The organism is Citrobacter youngae (assembly GCF_003818115.1).
GTDB classification, from domain to species: Bacteria; Pseudomonadota; Gammaproteobacteria; order Enterobacterales; family Enterobacteriaceae; genus Citrobacter; species Citrobacter youngae.
In genome coordinates, this window is record NZ_RPOI01000025.1 from 64,418 (window position 1) to 83,444 (window position 19,027).

14 protein-coding genes are annotated in these 19,027 nt (G+C 52.5%); 7 read left to right on the top strand and 7 right to left on the bottom strand.

Annotated elements, in window-relative coordinates; translation table 11 throughout:
* Positions 1-18: 18 nt before the first annotated feature.
* On the top strand, positions 19-1,575 hold the full coding sequence (locus EHN13_RS20650) for a bifunctional metallophosphatase/5'-nucleotidase (protein WP_124021994.1): 1,557 nt from the start codon (positions 19-21) through the stop codon (positions 1,573-1,575).
* A gap of 38 nt (positions 1,576-1,613) precedes the next feature.
* Here the strand turns inward: EHN13_RS20650 and EHN13_RS20655 are convergent, their stop codons facing one another.
* A complete protein-coding gene (locus EHN13_RS20655) occupies positions 1,614-1,991 on the bottom strand; it encodes a carboxymuconolactone decarboxylase family protein (RefSeq protein ID WP_048213984.1) in 378 nt (125 codons plus the stop codon).
* Positions 1,992-2,080: 89 nt separating this feature from the next.
* Between EHN13_RS20655 and EHN13_RS20660 the strand changes: the two genes are divergently transcribed.
* The 3 genes from EHN13_RS20660 (at position 2,081) to katG (ending at position 6,383) form a co-directional block, all read left to right on the top strand.
* Positions 2,081-2,989, top strand: a complete 909-nt coding sequence (locus tag EHN13_RS20660; RefSeq protein WP_124021995.1) for a LysR family transcriptional regulator — start codon at positions 2,081-2,083, stop codon at positions 2,987-2,989.
* A gap of 157 nt (positions 2,990-3,146) precedes the next feature.
* Complete coding sequence (gene metF / locus EHN13_RS20670) at positions 3,147-4,034, top strand: methylenetetrahydrofolate reductase (RefSeq protein WP_005121692.1); 888 nt, start codon at positions 3,147-3,149, stop codon at positions 4,032-4,034.
* Positions 4,035-4,202: 168 nt separating this feature from the next.
* Entirely contained in the window at positions 4,203-6,383 is a 2,181-nt protein-coding gene (gene katG, locus EHN13_RS20675; protein ID WP_124021996.1) for a catalase/peroxidase HPI, read from the top strand.
* Between the two features lie 85 nt (positions 6,384-6,468).
* Here the strand turns inward: katG and gldA are convergent, their stop codons facing one another.
* From gldA to argE, 6 genes are all read right to left on the bottom strand, one after another.
* Complete coding sequence (gene gldA / locus EHN13_RS20680; RefSeq protein ID WP_124021997.1) at positions 6,469-7,572, bottom strand: bifunctional L-1,2-propanediol dehydrogenase/glycerol dehydrogenase; 1,104 nt, start codon at positions 7,570-7,572, stop codon at positions 6,469-6,471.
* Positions 7,573-7,584: 12 nt separating this feature from the next.
* Entirely contained in the window at positions 7,585-8,247 is a 663-nt protein-coding gene (gene fsa, locus EHN13_RS20685) for a fructose-6-phosphate aldolase (RefSeq protein ID WP_124021998.1), read from the bottom strand.
* A gap of 247 nt (positions 8,248-8,494) precedes the next feature.
* Entirely contained in the window at positions 8,495-9,343 is an 849-nt protein-coding gene (locus tag EHN13_RS20690; protein ID WP_115601187.1) for an AraC family transcriptional regulator, read from the bottom strand.
* Positions 9,344-9,428: 85 nt separating this feature from the next.
* Entirely contained in the window at positions 9,429-11,162 is a 1,734-nt protein-coding gene (locus tag EHN13_RS20695) for a phosphoethanolamine transferase CptA (protein WP_061066983.1), read from the bottom strand.
* 209 nt (positions 11,163-11,371) lie between these two features.
* Positions 11,372-14,023 (bottom strand): phosphoenolpyruvate carboxylase, encoded by a 2,652-nt coding sequence (gene ppc, locus EHN13_RS20700; RefSeq protein WP_048213977.1) that lies wholly within the window; start codon positions 14,021-14,023, stop codon positions 11,372-11,374.
* Between the two features lie 242 nt (positions 14,024-14,265).
* Positions 14,266-15,417: an acetylornithine deacetylase gene (argE, locus tag EHN13_RS20705; protein WP_061066984.1), complete on the bottom strand. Its 1,152-nt coding sequence runs from the start codon at positions 15,415-15,417 to the stop codon at positions 14,266-14,268.
* Positions 15,418-15,572: 155 nt separating this feature from the next.
* Between argE and argC the strand changes: the two genes are divergently transcribed.
* From argC to argH, 3 genes are all read left to right on the top strand, one after another.
* On the top strand, positions 15,573-16,577 hold the full coding sequence (gene argC / locus EHN13_RS20710; protein WP_116361113.1) for an N-acetyl-gamma-glutamyl-phosphate reductase: 1,005 nt from the start codon (positions 15,573-15,575) through the stop codon (positions 16,575-16,577).
* A gap of 7 nt (positions 16,578-16,584) precedes the next feature.
* Positions 16,585-17,361, top strand: a complete 777-nt coding sequence (gene argB, locus EHN13_RS20715) for an acetylglutamate kinase (RefSeq protein WP_086523529.1) — start codon at positions 16,585-16,587, stop codon at positions 17,359-17,361.
* 108 nt (positions 17,362-17,469) lie between these two features.
* On the top strand, positions 17,470-18,843 hold the full coding sequence (gene argH / locus EHN13_RS20720; RefSeq protein ID WP_048213973.1) for an argininosuccinate lyase: 1,374 nt from the start codon (positions 17,470-17,472) through the stop codon (positions 18,841-18,843).
* The last annotated feature ends 184 nt before the right edge of the window (positions 18,844-19,027 follow it).

Here is a 19,027-nt window from a genome sequence, read left to right on the forward strand (position 1 = left end):
GACTGAAAGGGATTGATTATGAAGTTAAAAATGCTTGCTGTTGGTGTTCTGGTATCGTTGCCGCTTTGGGCGAGTGCCAAAGATGTCACAATTATTTATACCAACGATCTTCACGCCCACGTTGAACCTTATAAAGTCCCATGGATTGCTAATGGCACGCGTGACATTGGCGGTTGGGCCAATATCACGACGATGGTGAGGCAGGAAAAAGCGAAAAACAGCGCCACCTGGTTTTTTGATGCGGGTGATTATTTTACCGGGCCGTATATCAGCAGTCTGACCAAGGGTAAGGCGATTATCGATATCATGAACACCATGAATTTTGACGCTGTCACCATGGGTAATCATGAATTCGATCACGGTTGGGACAATACGCTGTTGCAACTGAGTCAGGCGAAATTCCCGATTGTGCAGGGCAACATCTTTTATCAGAACAGCAGCAAAATGTTCTGGGATAAGCCTTACACCATTATTGAAAAAGATGGCGTGAAGATTGGCGTGATTGGCCTGCACGGCGTGTTTGCTTTTGATGATACGGTTTCTGCGGCGACACGTATTGGTATCGAAGCGCGTGATGAAGTGAAGTGGTTGCAACGCTATATCGATGAGCTTAAAGGCAAAGTCGATCTCACCGTGGCGCTGATCCATGAAGGCACGCCAGCGCGTCAGTCCAGTCTGGGCGGCACCGATGTGCGCCGTGCGCTGGATAAAGACATCCAGACCGCAGGCCAGGTGCAGGGGCTGGATATCCTGATCACCGGTCATGCGCATGTGGGCACGCCGGAGCCGATTAAAGTCGGTAATACCCTGATCCTTTCCACCGACAGCGGGGGCATTGATGTGGGTAAACTGGTGCTGGATTATCAGCAGAAACAGCATCAATTTACCGTGAAGAATTTCGAGCTAAAGACCATTTTTGCGGATGAATGGCAACCAGACCCGCAGACGAAACAGGTCATCGATGGTTGGAATAAAAAGCTTGATAAGGTGGTACAACAAACGGTTGCAAACTCTCCGGTTGAGCTGACGCGTGCTTACGGTGAATCTTCTTCGTTGGGCAATCTGGCGGCGGATGCGTTGCTGGTGGCGGCAGGTAAAGATACCCAGTTAGCGCTCACTAACTCAGGCGGCATCCGTAATGAAGTCCCCGCAGGAGCCATCACCATGGGGGCGGTCATTAGCACCTTCCCGTTCCCGAACGAGCTGGCCACAATGGATCTCACCGGTAAGCAGTTGCGTAGTTTGATGGAGCACGGTGCGAGTTTAAGTAACGGTGTTTTGCAGGTGTCCAAAGGACTGGAGATGAAGTATGACAGCAGTAAACCGGTCGGTCAGCGCGTCACCGTACTAACGTTAAACGGTAAACCGATTGAGGATGCCACGGTTTATCACATAGCCACCAATAGCTTCCTGGCTGACGGCGGTGATGGTTTTGCCGCATTTACCGAAGGTAAAGCGCGAAATACATCCGGAGGCTACTACATCTCTAATGCGGTTGTTGATTATTTCAAAGCGGGAAATCCGCTGACGGATGAGCAACTCAAAGGCATGCGTGTGGCAGATGTGAAACCGTAGCGAGCTCAGGCCAGCAGACAATCCGCTGGCCTGTTGTTTTAGCCTCTGTGAGAGGCAAACACCTCTTTCGCGGCAAACAAACCATTGAGTGCCGCGGGGAAGCCAGCATATACGGCCATCTGCATAATCACTTCAACGATCTCATCCTGCGTTAAACCCACGTGTAATGCCGCGCCAATATGTACTTTCAGTTGCGGTGTGGCGTTACCCAGCGCAGTTAATGCCGCGACGGTAGCTATTTCTCTACTGCGTAAATCCAGCCCCGGTCTTGAATAGATGTCGCCAAAAGGAAATTCAATCAGGTATTGGGCGAAGTCTGGCGCAATGTCCTGCAGACTTTCGATGACTGCATCGCCCCCTTTGCCATCTACTTTTTGCAACATCTCCTGGCCGGTAATAAAGCGTTCTGAAAGCATCATTTCTTCCTCTATCGTGTGGTCTGTGGCGTGAGGATAGAGCGCGCAGAATGATTGGGATAATACCGTTTCCGTGATACTTTTTTGGTATGACAATATCGCCCCTGCACTCTCTGGATATCCGTCTGCTGCGCTACTTCACCGTAGTGGCCGAAGAGAACAACATGAGTCGTGCGGCGCAACGTCTTTTTATGTCGCAGCCGCCGCTAAGCCGTCATATTCGCCAGCTTGAAGAACGCCTGGGGGTGACGCTTTTTGTCCGTCATACCCGTGGGCTTACGCTGACGGAGGACGGCCAGCGCGTACTTGAAATGGTGCGTCCGCTGCTGGCGCTACAGGACAAGACCTATATTGCATTGAGCCAGCTAGCGCAGATGGAGGTGCAACCTCTGCGTTTAGGATTAAGCACGGCGTTTGAACAGGGCGTTTTTGTGGCGCTTGAATCAACGCTAAATGCTCGTGTAAAAATGCTGCGTGTCATGCGTCACGGCTCACCTGAACTTGTTCGTCAGGTAAGGCGAGGCAAACTGGATGCGGCGCTGGTGGCTTTGCCTATTGAGGCATCTGGGCTTACCGTCACCCCTTTAGCCTGGCAAGAGCCGATAGTTGCTGCATTACCCTCCTTTTGGTCAGAGGCTTGTACGGCTTCTCTTTCCTTATCGGCACTCAACCACCGACCGTTGTTCTGGTTCCAGCGGGAACGTAACCCGGCTTTCTTTGACTATACCCGCCAGATTTTCCACCGCGCTGGTTACTCTCCTTCCTGTCTTGAAGAACCACTGGAGCATGATGTGCTGCTTGCGCGGATTGCCCAGGGCGATGGTTTAAGTTTGCTCCCGGCTTCATTTGCTGCTATCCAGCGCCAGGGCGTGGCATTCCATCCACTGAGCGATGCTGAGCTGTGTATCCGTGCCGGGTTAGTGATGTTGCCTGAAAATGAGAGCCGGTTGCAGTGGGTGCAAGAACTCATGACGCAATCCCTCATCATTTCAAGCTGATGTGAATTTTTTTCACGTTGGCTGAGTATTCCTCACCTTTAGCGATGATTTTTGTGTTGACGGCAGCATGCTTTTCCGTCATTTTTACATCTAGACGTCTAAACGTATAGCAGTTCACAACACAACATATAACGACAAAAGATTGATGAGGTAAGGTATGAGCTTTTTTCACGCCAACCAGCGGGAAGCCCTGAATCAGAGCCTGGCAGAAGTTGCCGGTCAGATTAACGTTTCATTTGAGTTTTTCCCGCCGCGCACCAGTGAAATGGAGCAAACCCTGTGGAACTCCATCGATCGCCTGAGCAGCCTGAAGCCGAAGTTTGTTTCAGTCACTTACGGTGCAAACTCTGGTGAGCGCGACCGTACTCACAGCATTATTAAAGGTATTAAGGATCGCACGGGTCTTGAAGCGGCGCCGCACCTGACCTGCATTGATGCGACCCGTGATGAGCTGCGTACCATTGCTCAGGACTACTGGAACAACGGTATTCGTCATATTGTTGCCCTGCGCGGTGACCTGCCGCCGGGAAGCGGTAAACCAGATATGTATGCTTCTGACCTGGTGACGCTGCTGAAAGACGTTGCTGACTTTGATATCTCCGTTGCGGCTTACCCGGAAGTGCACCCGGAAGCAAAGAGTGCTCAGGCTGATTTGCTGAACCTGAAGCGTAAGGTTGATGCCGGTGCGAACCGTGCGATTACCCAGTTCTTCTTCGATGTAGAAAGCTATCTGCGTTTTCGCGATCGCTGCGTGTCTGCGGGTATCGATGTGGAAATTATTCCGGGTATCCTGCCAGTCTCCAACTTTAAGCAGGCGAAAAAATTTGCCGACATGACCAATGTTCGTATCCCTTCCTGGATGTCGACAATGTTTGATGGTCTGGATGATGATGCCGAAACCCGCAAGCTGGTAGGGGCGAATATCGCCATGGACATGGTGAAGATCCTCAGTCGCGAAGGGGTGAAAGATTTTCACTTCTATACGCTCAACCGCGCTGAGATGAGCTACGCTATTTGTCACACACTGGGTGTAAGACCGAATTAAACAGATGCCCCAGCCCTCTACGGAGGGCTTTTTATTGATCATTTTGATCTACATCTCTGTAACGTAAAATATAAAAGGAATTAGCTATCGAATCTGTGGGTTATTTCGACTATATCTTATCTCTGGTGGTGTATATCGTAGTCAGAACACTGTAAAGGGAGCATATAGATGAGCATGTCCGACGATAGCCAGAACACATCAACTGCCGGTAAGTGTCCTTTTCATCAGGGCGGTCACGACCAGAGCGCGGGAGCAGGAACGAACAACCGCGACTGGTGGCCTAATCAACTCCGTGTAGATTTGCTGAACCAACATTCCAACCGTTCGAACCCGCTGGGCGAGGACTTCAACTACCGCAAAGAATTTAGCAAACTCGACTATTCTGCCCTGAAAGGGGATCTCAGAGCCCTTCTGTCCGAATCTCAACCGTGGTGGCCTGCCGACTGGGGTACCTATGCCGGTTTATTCATCCGTATGGCATGGCACGGTGCAGGGACTTATCGCTCCATCGATGGACGCGGTGGCGCGGGTCGCGGACAGCAGCGTTTTGCACCACTGAATTCCTGGCCGGACAACGTTAGCCTTGATAAGGCGCGTCGTCTGCTGTGGCCAATCAAGCAGAAATATGGTCAGAAAATTTCCTGGGCCGACCTGTTTATCCTCGCGGGTAACGTGGCGCTGGAAAACTCAGGTTTCCGTACCTTCGGTTTTGGCGCAGGGCGTGAAGACGTCTGGGAACCGGATCTGGACGTAAACTGGGGTGATGAGAAAGCCTGGCTGACTCACCGTCACCCGGAAGAACTGGCCAAAGCGCCGCTGGGCGCAACCGAAATGGGCCTTATCTATGTGAACCCGGAAGGGCCGGACCATAGCGGCGAACCGCTTTCTGCGGCAGCGGCTATTCGCGCGACCTTCGGTAACATGGGAATGAACGACGAAGAAACTGTCGCGCTGATTGGTGGTGGTCATACGTTGGGCAAAACCCACGGCGCTGCACCGGCTTCGCACGTAGGCGCCGATCCTGAATCCGCACCGATTGAAGCACAGGGCCTGGGCTGGGCGAGCAGCTACGGCAGCGGCGCGGGCGCGGATGCCATTACATCCGGTCTGGAAGTGGTCTGGACGCAGACGCCGACCCAGTGGAGCAACTATTTCTTCGAGAACCTGTTCAAATATGAGTGGGTGCAAACTCGCAGCCCGGCAGGCGCTATTCAGTTTGAAGCGGTTGACGCACCGGAGATTATCCCCGATCCGTTTGATCCGTCGAAAAAACGCAAGCCAACAATGCTGGTCACCGACCTGACCTTGCGCTTTGATCCTGAGTTCGAGAAGATCTCTCGTCGTTTCCTTAACGATCCGCAGGCGTTCAACGAAGCCTTTGCCCGTGCGTGGTTTAAACTGACGCACCGTGATATGGGGCCGAAAGCGCGTTACATCGGGCCGGAAGTGCCAAAAGAAGATCTGATTTGGCAAGACCCGCTGCCGCATGCGTTCTTCAACCCAAGCGAAGAAGATATCCTGAAGCTGAAAGCGACCATTGCCGCTTCCGGACTTTCTGTCAGTGAGCTGGTATCGGTGGCGTGGGCTTCCGCATCGACTTTCCGTGGTGGTGACAAACGTGGTGGCGCTAACGGTGCGCGTCTGGCGCTGGATCCACAGCGCGGCTGGGATGTGAATGCCACCGCAGCACGCGTTCTGCCTGTGCTGGAAGGTATTTATAAATCTGCTCATACCGCCTCGTTGGCCGATATTATCGTGCTGGCCGGTGTGGTCGGTGTCGAGAAAGCGGCAAGCGCGGCGGGTGTTAACATCACTGTACCTTTTGTTCCGGGCCGCGTAGATGCGCGTCAGGACCAAACCGATATCGAGATGTTTGAGCTGCTGGAGCCTATTGCAGATGGTTTCCGTAACTATCGTGCCCGTCCTGACGTGTCGACCACCGAGTCGTTACTGATCGATAAAGCGCAGCAGTTGACCCTGACAGCACCGGAAATGACCGTGCTGGTGGGCGGGATGCGCGTACTGGGTGCCAACTTTGATGGTAGCCAGCATGGCGTCTTTACCGATCGTCCTGGCGTACTCAGCACTGACTTCTTCGTCAATCTGCTGGATATGCGTCATGAGTGGAAGGCGGTTGATGAGTCAAAAGAGCTGTTTGAAGGCCGTGATCGTCTGAGCGGCGAAGTAAAATACACCGCAACCCGCGCCGATCTGGTATTTGGTTCTAACTCTGTACTGCGCGCAGTGGCTGAAGTTTATGCCTGCAGCGATGCCCACGAGAAGTTCGTGAGAGATTTCGTGGCCGCATGGGTGAAAGTGATGAACCTGGATCGTTTCGATCTGCTGTAACAGACGATGCCGGATGCCGCTTGTGCGGGTCCGGCATCGTAGGAATAAAAAAATCCCCGCATTTGCGGGGATTTTTATTGGCAGGTTATTCCCACTCTTGCAGATACCGCTGGCCATACTGATCGGCCACCAGCAGCGCAGCGTAAACCTGATCCGGCGTTGCGCCGCCAGGCATGTTGTGGATGGTTTCGCCTTCGGCACAGGCTGCCTCAGCCACAATGCGCATTTTCGCCTGAATATCCTGTTTGATGTCCAGTTGCGCCAGGGTAATCGGCAAGCCAACGGAATGGCACAGCGCGGCAACGGTTTCAATTTCATCGACGGGTGCGTTTTCCAGCACCAACTGCGTCAACGTACCGAAAGCCACTTTCTCGCCGTGGTAATAATGATGTGCATCCGGGATTGCGGTCAGACCGTTATGAATGGCGTGAGCCGCTGCCAGACCACCGCTTTCAAAACCGACGCCACTCAGATAGGTGTTGGCTTCAATAACGCGCTCCAGTGCTGGTGCAACCACGTGCTGCTCTGCAGCCAGCATCGCTTTTTCACCTTCTTCGATCAGCGTATTAAAGCACAGCTCAGCCAGCGCCAGCGCCGCCTGAGTACACTGACCGCCCGCCATGGTGGTTGCGCCGCTGCGTGAACAGGCACGCGCTTCGAACCAGGTCGCCAGCGCATCGCCAATACCCGCAGCTAACAGACGCGCCGGTGCGCCCGCGACAATTTTGGTATCAACAATGACCCTGTCCGGGTTATTGGGCAGCAGCAGATAGCGATCGAATTCACCGGCATCGGTGTAAATGACGGACAGCGCGCTGCACGGCGCATCGGTAGAGGCGATGGTTGGCGCAATGGCGACAGGCACGCCCATAAAGTGCGCCAGCGCTTTGGCGGTATCCAGCGTTTTACCGCCGCCAATACCGAGCACTGCCCCACACTGCGCTTTTTCCGCTACGCCACGCAGACGGTCGATTTCGTTTTGTGAACATTCGCCGCCAAACGGTGCAATTTCCAGCGTCAGTCCGGCATCCTGGAAGCTTTTTTCCAGTGCACCCTGGGCAAAGCCTAAGACAAACTTGTCCCCAACGATCAGCCAGCGCTCTGCCAGTGGTTTGAGGTAGCTGCCAAGACGGGTAATAACATCAGCACCCTGGATGTACTTACCAGGTGATTGAATAATGCGATCCATACTTTATTTCCCTCACAGGTTGATGTGACCAAATGCGTTGTTCCAGTCCTGCTCAAACTTCTCTATCGCTGACTCTACCGCAGGGGTATTGAGCATTTGTTGCGCTACGTCTAATGGCAGGGTGATTGCTTCACATCCTGCCAGCAAGCAATCCAGCGCCTGACGCGGAGTTTTAAAGCTGGCCGCCAACACCATGCTGTCTGGCGCATGCAGTTCCAGCAATGTTTGCAGTTCTTGTACCGTGCGAATTCCGTCGCCGCCCTGCGCGTCGATACGGTTAACGTAAGGCGCGATATATTTTGCCCCAGCCAGTGCGGCCAGCAGACCCTGAGAAGCACTGTAAACGGCGGTTCCCAGCGTGGTGATACCCTCTTTTTTCAGCATCTTGATCGCGGCCAGCCCTTCGGATGTCACCGGGATTTTCACTACCAGACCGGGCACCGTATTGCTCAGGCGTTTAGCTTCTTCCACCATGCCCTGCGCATCCCGGCTCATGGTCTGGGCAAACAGAATGCCCTCTTTGCCAATGGCGTTCTGCAGGCGTGGCAGCACATCCCAGATGGATTCTTTGCTTGCTGCCACAATGCTTGGGTTGGTGGTGACGCCCGCGATAGGGAAGATGCGGGCCAGACGTTCGACTTCCGCGACGTTGGCGGTATCAAGATAAAGTTCCATACAAAAACACCCTCTACGTTTTCCGTTAGCTACCCGTTGCCGGGTTGCTTTGCTATGCACAGGATAAGAGTGTTTCGTCACGCGGCGCTATCTGACAAATCTGCCAAAAGCTGGATAAATGTAATATGTCTAAAAAAGTGAGAGATACTTCACATGTAAGTGATATGTGCTGGTATATGTTTTTTGATAATACAAAAATCCAGTAAATGTTACCTTTGTCTCCGTTTTCTGTCCCAGTATGCGATGATTACTGGTCAGTTTTTTTCTCCGTCAACTGGCTGTGATATTGCCGACGATACTCTGACGGCGAACGTTCAGTATTCTTGCGAAACAGGCGGCAGAAGTAGTTGCTGTCAATAAACCCACAGGTGTGCGCCACGTCTTTGATCTTCAGCTCGTAACCCTTGAGCAACGTTTTTGCGTGTTCCAGTCGCGTGTGGTTCAGGTATTCGTTAAACCCGATAGCGCCCGTTTTTTGAAACAGGTGGGAGAGGTAGTTGGGTGAAATGTAAAACGCCTGTGCGACGGATTCACGGGTGAGCGGCGAAGCGTAGCGTTCGTCAATATAGCTGCGAATGGCGTCGAAAAGCGCCTGACTACGTGATGCGGTTTGGATCTGGCTGCCGAGCAGATCGCGACAGTGGCTCAGCAAGCTCGCAACGATTAGCCTGGCCGTTTGCTGCTCCTGTGGCTGCATTTGCATCTCATGGAGCGTTTGCAGCAGAAAAGAGCCAATACGCGGCCCACGCCGAGCGACGTGCTGGTGGGTAAGGTTTTGATATTGCTTGCCGTCCCATTGGACGATGCTGAAACCCAGTTGCTGTTTGCCGAACAGAATGCTGAGTGTCGTGACCGGTGTGACCCACTGCGGAATATTCCAGCCGCCAGCCGGAACAAACAAAACATCGCCGGGGGTAAGCACCTTATCGATACCAGAATCCGCAAATTCACCTTCCAGCACAATTTCCAGTCGCGGAAAATCGACCTTATACGCCAGTTCTGGCGTTGCGGCGTTGCTGCTGGCGAAGTAAACCTGGTGCAGCGGTAAGGGACCGTTAATCAGGCGGGAAAGTAGGTGGCTGATGTTGTGATACATGTGAATCCCTGACAGATCGTGGACAGGGAAACAGTAACCGTCATCATAAAAAAAGGCCACTCTTAAAGAGTGGCCTGAGAGGGCATTACTGATTCCCGATTTGATCGCCGTAAGGCAGGGAGTCGTAATCAATCAGGGCGTTTTTCTTGTACGGATTACCAATCCAGCGGGTCGTCTCTTTGAACTCCGGGCTGGTAATAGAACGGGTCGGATCGAAACCGTCGTACGTAAAGCCGGCCAAATCTGACCAGGTATGGATAAGTTCAGAGCTGCTGTACTTGCGATTAACGTCCTGTGAGAAGTCGCGTGGGTGCGCAGCCTGCCATTTTTCAGACGTCCACAGCAGGAACGGTACCGTATACATATGGCGCGTTGGGCTATCTTCGTTACGGCCCTGCGTTTTATGTGGCGGCGTGTCATACACTTCTTCACCATGGTCAGAGAAGTAGAGCAGGAAGCCGTTTGGATCAGTTGCTTTGTAGTCTTTGATCAGGCTGGCAATGATATGGTCGTTATAGACGTTGGCATTGTCATAATCGTTATATGACTCCAGTTCATCACTGCTCAGACCTGCAGGTACGTTCTCGGTATTACCGTCAAACTTGCCCTGGCCTTCCGGATAGCGGAATTTGTATTTAATGTGCGTACCCAGCAAGTGGACGATGATGAACTTTTTCGGAGCCGGGTCGGCCATGACTTCTTTAAACGGCGCCAGTACGTTGCTGTCATATTCACGCGCACTTTGGGTACGCTGCTGGTTCATATAGAACTGCTTGTCTGTCTGCCGGGAAAATACGGTCAGCATGGTGTTACGGGCGGTCATTGTTTGCTGGTTGGTGATCCAGAAGGTTTTATAACCCGCCTGTTTCATCATATTCATCAACGACGGCTGCGTCAGATATAAATCCGGGTTCTTCTCGTTCGCGAAGGTCAGCGCCTGTTGCAGGATTTCAATCGTGTACGGACGTGAGGTCACGACATTATTGAAAACGGTGAAGTTTGGATCGGATTTATGCAGCGCATCCAGTTCCGGCGTGGTTTCACGTGGGTAGCCGTACAGGCTCATGCGGCCACGTTGAGTTGACTCGCCAATCACCAGCACCAGCGTACGCGGAGCATCACCAGAATTGTCTTTAAAGTTAGCCAGTGGTGGCAATGCGTTGTTCTCATTCAGCAGGCTATTTAATGCGGTCAATTGTTGACGGTATTGATAATAACCAGAGATGAACTGCCATGGCGCGGCAGGCTCCATGCGCGATGCAAGGCCGCCCAGCGTTTTCTCAAAAGGCTTATGCTTGATAAACGTATTGACGGTCATTGGGTGCAGAATTAAACCGTACAACAGCGCAAATGACACCAGATAACGCCATGGCGAAGGAATATGAACCGGGCGTAAACGCGTCCACAGCAGGATTGCGGTTGCTGTGTAGGCCAGTGCGATAAGTACGATCTTGAGACTGAAATATTGGCTCAGATATTCGCGGGCTTCGTTGGCGTTGGTTTCAAACATGACGAACAGAACGCTTTGTGAGAATTCTTGTCCGTAAATAACATAATAACTCAGCGCGGCCAATGAAGCAGCCCAGAGTGCCACACCAATAACGGCAGCGATAATGCGAATACGGTTCGGGAATAAGAATACCGGAATCAACCACAATGAGCTGAACAGTATTGAGTCGCGTAATCCGTTAGTTCCGCTATAGCCAGTAAAATAAATAATGGCCTGGAGTAAGGTAGAGAAGAACCAAAAATAGAGGAGTGCCCAACCCAGGGCTTTCCAGCTAAATTTGGGTTTAGACTGGAGTTGTAAGGATTGCATAGTGTGAGCCTGTCTTTAATCGTAGCGCCAACGTTAGCGGCTAAACATTAAGAGGATCTGAAGCAATGCGAGTCGAAAATCGCGTTCTGCTAACAAATATCCATTGGATGTATAAAATGCAGACAGGAATATATTAAAAATGAGATGGTTATGACAGCAGTATTTTATATCACCCTCGCGCAATAGCACGAGGGTGACAGGCATAAAAATTAGCCGGTGTTACGCATACCGGCAGCAACGCCAGCAATTGTCACCATTAGCGCCTGTTCGACGCGTGGGTCTGGTGCATGACCTTGCTCTTCTGCTTGGCGCGAACGATATAATAATTCGGCCTGTAAGACGTTCAGTGGGTCAGTATAAATATTCCTTAACTGAATAGACTCGGCAATCCATGGTAGATCGGCCATCAAATGTGAGTCATTGGCGATTGCCAACACCACATTGATATCGGCTTCCAGACGCTGACGCAGTTCTTCACCCAATGGCCAAAGCTCTTTTTTGACCAGGCGCTGATCGTAGTACTCCGCCAGCCACAGGTCAGCTTTTGAGAACACCATCTCCAGCATGCCAAGACGCGTGGAGAAGAATGGCCAGTCACGGCACATTGCTTCAAGCTCGCTTTGCTTACCGTCTTCAACCACTTTTTGCAGTGCCGTCCCCGCACCCAGCCAGGCCGGAAGCATCAGGCGGTTCTGCGTCCAGGCGAAGATCCACGGAATAGCACGCAGAGACTCTACGCCACCGGTCGGGCGACGTTTTGCCGGACGTGAGCCGAGTGGTAACTTGCCCAGTTCCTGCTCTGGTGTTGCGGAACGGAAGTAAGGTACAAAGTCTTTGTTTTCACGAACATATCCACGATAGAGATCGCAGGAGATATCTGAAAGCTCATCCATGATATGACGCCAGTTATCTTTTGGCTCCGGCGGCGGTAACAGGTTAGCCTCCAGAATTGCGGCAGTGTACAGCGACAGGCTGCTGATGGTGACTTCCGGCAGGCCGTACTTAAAGCGGATCATCTCACCTTGTTCTGTCACGCGCAGGCCGCCTTTCAGGCTGCCTGGCGGTTGAGAGAGCAGTGCCGCATGGGCAGGCGCGCCGCCGCGACCAATGGAGCCGCCGCGACCGTGGAACAGCGTCAGTTCGATACCGGCTTTTTCGCAGGTTTTGATCAGCGCGTCCTGTGCCTGGTATTGCGCCCAGGAGGCCGCCATCACGCCCGCATCTTTTGCGGAGTCAGAGTAGCCAATCATGACCATCTGTTTGCCCTGAATAAAGCCGCGATACCAGTCGATATTCAGTAGCTGGCTCATGACATCATCGGCGTTGTTCAGGTCGTCCAGTGTCTCAAACAGCGGGGCAACAGGCATAGCAAAACCAATGCCGGATTCTTTCAGCAGTAAATGCACGGCCAGTACGTCAGACGGTGTTTTCGCCATTGAGATAACATAGGCAGCAATGGAGCCATAAGGCGCTTCGGCAATCACCCGGCAGGTATCGAGCACTTCACGGGTATCGTTGCTCGGTTCCCAGTGACGCGGCAGCAGCGGACGCTTGGAATTCAGCTCGCGGATCAGGAACGCTTGTTTATCCGCTTCTGACCAGTTTTCGTAGTCGCCAATTCCCAGATAGCGGGTCAGTTCGCCCAGTGCTTCGGTATGACGAGTGCTTTCCTGACGAATATCAATGCGTACCAGCGGTACGCCAAAACATTTCACGCGCCTAAGGGTGTCGAGCAACTCGCCATTGGCTATGATGCCCATACCACAGGCCTGTAGAGACTGGTAACACGCGTATAGCGGCTCCCAAAGCTGTTCGTTTTGGGTTAGCAGGCCAACAGGTTTTGGCAGTTTTTCGCCTTTCAGACGCGCTTCCAGCCAGGCCTGAGTTGCCATCAGACGTGAACGCAGCATTTTCATCAGATAGCGATAAGGTTCTGCCGCACCTTCTTCACCGACCAGCGCCATCAGTTCCGGAGTGGCTTCAACCATCGACAGTTCAGAAATCAAAAACTGGATGTCTTTCAGGAACAAGTCAGTGGCTTTCCAACGGCTAAGCAGCAGCACATGGCGGGTGATATCTGCGGTGACATTCGGGTTACCATCACGGTCGCCGCCCATCCAGGAGGTAAAACGTACCGGAACAAAATCGACAGGTAGCTTATAGCCCAGATGTTCTTCCAGCTGTTCATTTAGCTCGCGCAGGTAGTTGGGTACGCCTTCCCACAGGCTGTTTTCAACCACTGCGAAGCCCCATTTGGCTTCATCAACCGGGCTTGGTCGTAGTTTACGGATTTCATCCGTATGCCAGGACTGAGCAATCAACTGACGCAGACGACGCATCAGCTGGTGGCGCTCGTAATCGACGATGTCTTTATTATCAAGCTGTTTGAGGCATGCGTTTACTTCACCCATTTTATGAATCAAGGTGCGGCGGGTGATTTCGGTTGGGTGCGCGGTCAACACCAGCTCCAGAGACAGCGATTCCACGGCTTTCTTGATGGTGGTTTCATCGAGGTTGGGCTGGTCTTTCAATTTACGCAGGGTGCGAGCAATCACTTCCGGGTTGCTGGCAGCTTCGCCTTTTGGCGAAATACTATGGTACTGCTCGGCGGTATTGGCCAGATTCAGGAACTGGCTAAATGCGCGGGCAACGGGAAGCAGCTCATCGTTAGACAGATTTTGCAGTGTGGTGAGCAGTTCCTGGCGATTAACTTCATTGCCAGCGCGGGATGACTTGGACAACTTACGGATTGTTTCTACGCGGTCGAGAATGTTCTCTCCCAGCGCGTCCTTGATGGTCTCTCCCAGCACTTTGCCGAGCATACTGACATTACTACGCAACGCGGAATATTGTTCGTTCATATTTACCCAGACACCCCATCTTGAAATTATTAGCCCTGTATTTTTCGGGCTTAACTTTTTAGCCGTCTTTTATAAAGCCACGTAAAACTCGTGGCGTCAATTGCTGCGAAATCGGTTCAGCAAACGAAAAAATGGCGGCAATTTACGTTATTTAATTCACATCGAACCAAATAAGCGTTGCTTATGGAAATGTTAAGAAATCGCCCCAATCACCCCTAAAGGGTTATCAGGGCAACAAGCCGCTAATGCCAGCAGAAATGGTGCACAACCTGGGTGATTAATTCGCGGGTTGGCTTAATAAAGCGTGTTTCCAGATATTCATCCGGCTGATGTGCCTGATTAATAGAACCGGGACCCAATACCAGCGTCGGACACAGCGTCTGGATAAAGGGCGCTTCGGTGCAGTAGTTCACTACTTCAGTCTGTGCGCCCAGCAGTTTCTCAACCACCTCGACCAGCTGATGGTCCGGCGGACACTCATAGCCAGGAATCGGCGGATGCAGTTCCGATACCGTCAGGCGACCCGGCCAACGTTCACTGACCGGGGCCAGCGCATCGTTAAGTAACCCATTGAGATCGTTTAGCGTCATACCCGGTAGCGGGCGAATATCCATATGCAGTTCGCAGCAGGCGCAGATACGGTTAGCAGCATCGCCGCCATGAATATGGCCCAGATTTAACGTGGGGTACGGCACGGTAAAGGCGTCATGGTGATAGCGTTCTTTCAGGTCATCGCGCAGCTTCATGATATGGCCGATGGCATCATGCATCAGTTCAATCGCATTCACGCCGCGTGCCGGATCGCTTGAGTGACCCGACTGACCCAAAATTCGAATTGCGTTGGAGATATGGCCTTTGTGCGCGCGAACGGGCTGCAGAGATGTCGGTTCGCCAATGATTGCACAGTCCGGGCGGAGCGAGGTCGTTTCAGAAAAGTAACGTGCGCCGGCCATACTGGTTTCTTCATCAGCGGTAGCCAGAATGTAGAGTGGTTTTTTCAGTTTCGTTACATCCACACCGCGCAGTGCATCGAGAATAAAGGCGAAAAAGCCTTTCATATCCGCCGTACCCAGACCGTAAAGCTTATTGTCGTGTTCGGTGAGGGTGAAGGGATCGCGTGTCCAACGGCCATCGTCAAAAGGTACGGTATCGGTATGGCCTGCCAACAACAGGCCGCCAGCACCGTGCCCGACACTCGCCAGCATGTTGAATTTATTGCGCGTACCAGGAACAGGCTGAACTTCAACATTGAAGCCTAAATCTTTAAACCAGTTCGCCAGCAGAGTGATTAAACCTGCATTGCTTTGATCGAGCGCTTCTTCGGTTGCGCTAATCGACGGTGTGGCAATCAGAGCGCGGTAAATCTCGATAAATGGCGGTAAATTGTTTTTCATTGTTGACACACCTCGGGTCATGATAGTATCAATATTCATGCAGTATTTGTGAATAAAAATACAATAACGTTGAGCGTAATAAAACCCACCAAGTGTAAGGTGAGGTGATAAAGGCTTATACCTGGCAACCGAATCTAAGAAGGTGAACAGCTCCGATGTTGAATACGCTGATTGTGGGCGCGAGTGGCTACGCTGGCGCAGAGCTTGTGACCTATGTAAATCGCCATCCTGATATGACCATAACCGCTTTGACCGTCTCAGCGCAAAGCAATGATGCAGGAAAATTAATCTCCGATTTACATCCGCAGCTAAAAGGCATTGTCGATTTGCCGTTACAGCCAATGTCCGATATCAGCGAGTTTAGCGCAGGGGTGGACGTTGTGTTTCTCGCGACGGCTCATGAGGTCAGTCATGATCTGGCACCGCAGTTTCTGCGTGCCGGGTGTGTGGTGTTTGACCTCTCAGGCGCGTTCCGCGTAAACGACGGCGCATTTTATGAGAAATACTATGGCTTTACCCATCAGCATCCTGAACTGCTGGAACAGGCAGTATACGGTCTGGCTGAGTGGAGCGCAGACAGACTGAAAGACGCGAATTTGATTGCTGTGCCGGGTTGTTACCCGACGGCAGCACAATTGTCGCTGAAACCACTGATTGATGCCGGGCTGTTGGATCTCCGTCAGTGGCCGGTGATTAACGCCACCAGTGGGGTGAGCGGTGCGGGCCGTAAGGCCGCTATTTCGAACAGCTTTTGTGAAGTGAGCCTGCAACCATATGGCGTGTTTACTCACCGCCATCAGCCGGAAATCGCGACTCACCTGGGTACGGAGGTGATCTTCACTCCACATCTGGGCAATTTCCCACGTGGGATCCTGGAAACCATTACCTGCCGTCTGAATGCGGGTGTAACTCAGGCTCAGGTAGCGCAGACGCTGCAACAGGCATATAGCGATAAACCACTGGTGCGTCTGTATGAAAAAGGCGTTCCGGCACTGAAAAACGTGGTTGGCTTACCGTTCTGTGATATCGGATTTGCAGTGCAGGGCGAACATCTGATTGTGGTAGCGACTGAAGATAACTTATTGAAGGGCGCGGCGGCACAGGCCATGCAGTGCGCAAATATCCGTTTCGGCTTTGCTGAGACGCAGTCTCTTATTTAAGGGTGCAATGATGAATCCATTAATTATCAAGCTGGGCGGCGTTTTACTGGATAGCGAAGAGGCGCTGGAGCGTCTGTTTACCGCGCTGGTAAATTATCGCGAGTCGCATCAGCGTCCACTGGTCATTGTGCACGGTGGTGGCTGTGTCGTCGACGAGCTGATGAAACAACTCAATCTGCCGGTGAAAAAGAAAAATGGTCTGCGTGTTACGCCAGCCGATCAAATCGACATCATCACAGGGGCACTGGCGGGAACCGCGAATAAAACTTTACTGGCCTGGGCGAAGAAACATCAAATTGCCTCTGTGGGTCTGTATCTTGGCGATGGCGACAGTGTAAAAGTGACGCCACTCGATAAAGAGTTGGGTCACGTTGGACTGGCGCAGCCGGGTTCGCCTAAGCTGATTAACACGCTGCTGGAAAGCGGTTTTCTGCCGGTAGTGAGCTCTATTGGCGTTACTGAGGATGGGCTGTTGATGAACGTTAATGCCGATCAGGCGGCGACGGCGCTGGCGGCAACGCTGGGTGCGGATCTGATCCTGCTTTCTGATGTGAGCGGTATTCTGGATGGCAAAGGCCAGCGTATTGCCGAAATGACCGCGACGAAAGCGGAACAGTTGATTGAGCAGGGTATTATTACCGATGGCATGATCGTGAAGGTCAATGCGGCGCTGGATGCTGCGCGTACGCTGGGCCGCCCGGTAGATATCGCTTCCTGGCGTCATGCTGAGCAACTCCCGGCGCTGTTTAACGGCACGCCAATTGGTACGCGTATTCTGGCTTAACTATTAATGTGCCGGATGGCGGCTTCGCCTTATCCGGCCTGGATGGGTTTTGTAGACCCGGTAAGCGCAGCGCCACCGGGCAAAAATATCATATTAAGGAAATTCGTTATGGCACTTTGGGGTGGGCGTTTTACACAGGCAGCAGATCAGCGGTTCAAACAGTTCAACGACTCGTTGCGTTTTGACTACCGCCTGGCAGAGCAGGATATTGTCGGCTCTGTGGCCTGGTCCAAAGCGCTGGTAACCGTCGGCGTACTGACTGCTGATGAACAACTGCAGCTGGAAGAAGCGTTGAATAATCTGCTGGAAGAGGTTCGCGCGAATCCGCAGCAGATCCTGCAAAGCGATGCTGAAGATATTCACAGCTGGGTGGAAGGCAAGCTGATTGATAAAGTCGGGCAGTTAGGTAAAAAACTGCACACCGGGCGTAGCCGTAATGACCAGGTGGCAACTGATCTTAAACTGTGGTGCAAAGACACGGTCATGGAACTGCTGTCTGCTAATCGTCAGTTGCAAAGCGCGTTGGTCGACACCGCGCAAGATAATCAGGACGCGGTTATGCCGGGTTACACGCACTTGCAACGAGCACAGCCGGTGACGTTTGCTCACTGGTGTCTGGCTTATGTCGAAATGCTGGCACGTGACGAGAGCCGTCTGCAGGACGCGCTTAAGCGTCTGGACGTTAGTCCGTTAGGCTGCGGCGCGCTGGCGGGTACGGCGTATGAAATCGATCGCGAGCAGCTGGCGGGCTGGTTGGGCTTTGCCTCGGCGACCCGCAACAGCCTGGACAGCGTTTCTGATCGTGACCATGTACTGGAGTTGCTCTCTGATGCCTCTATCGGCATGGTGCATCTGTCGCGTTTTGCTGAAGATCTGATTTTCTTTAACACCGGTGAAGCGGGCTTTGTCGAGCTGTCCGATCGTGTGACCTCAGGTTCATCTCTGATGCCGCAGAAGAAAAACCCGGATGCATTAGAGCTGATCCGTGGCAAATGCGGTCGCGTGCAGGGTGCGTTGACCGGCATGATGATGACACTGAAAGGTCTGCCGCTGGCGTACAACAAAGATATGCAGGAAGACAAAGAAGGGCTGTTCGACGCGCTCGACACCTGGCTGGACTGTCTGCATATGGCCGCGCTGGTGCTGGATGGCATCCAGGTGAAACGTCCGCGTTGTCAGGAAGCGGCGCAGCAGGGTTATGCCAACGCCACTGAATTGGCGGATTATCTGGTTGCCAAAGGTGTTCCGTTCAGAGAAGCACACCATATCGTAGGTGAGACGGTGGTTGAGGCGATTCGTCAGGGCAAACCGCTGGAAGCGCTGTCGCTTGCTGACTTGCAAAAGTTCAGCAGCGTCATTGGCGATGATGTCTATCCGATACTCTCACTGCAATCCTGTCTGGATAAACGTGCGGCGAAAGGCGGCGTGTCACCCCAGCAGGTTGCGCAGGCGATCGACGATGCAAAGGCGCGTCTCGCATAACCTTTGTTGTTGTAGGCCTGACAAGCGTAGCGTCATCAGGCAAAAAGTTATCAGAGCCTGGCATTAAGCCGGGCTTTTTTATGCAAAAAAAATGCGGACCAGAGGTCCGCAAAAGTTCACGTTGGCTTTAGTTATTTCGAGTATGAGAACGGACAGGCGCTTCAAGGGTTAAAGGGTACCGTTC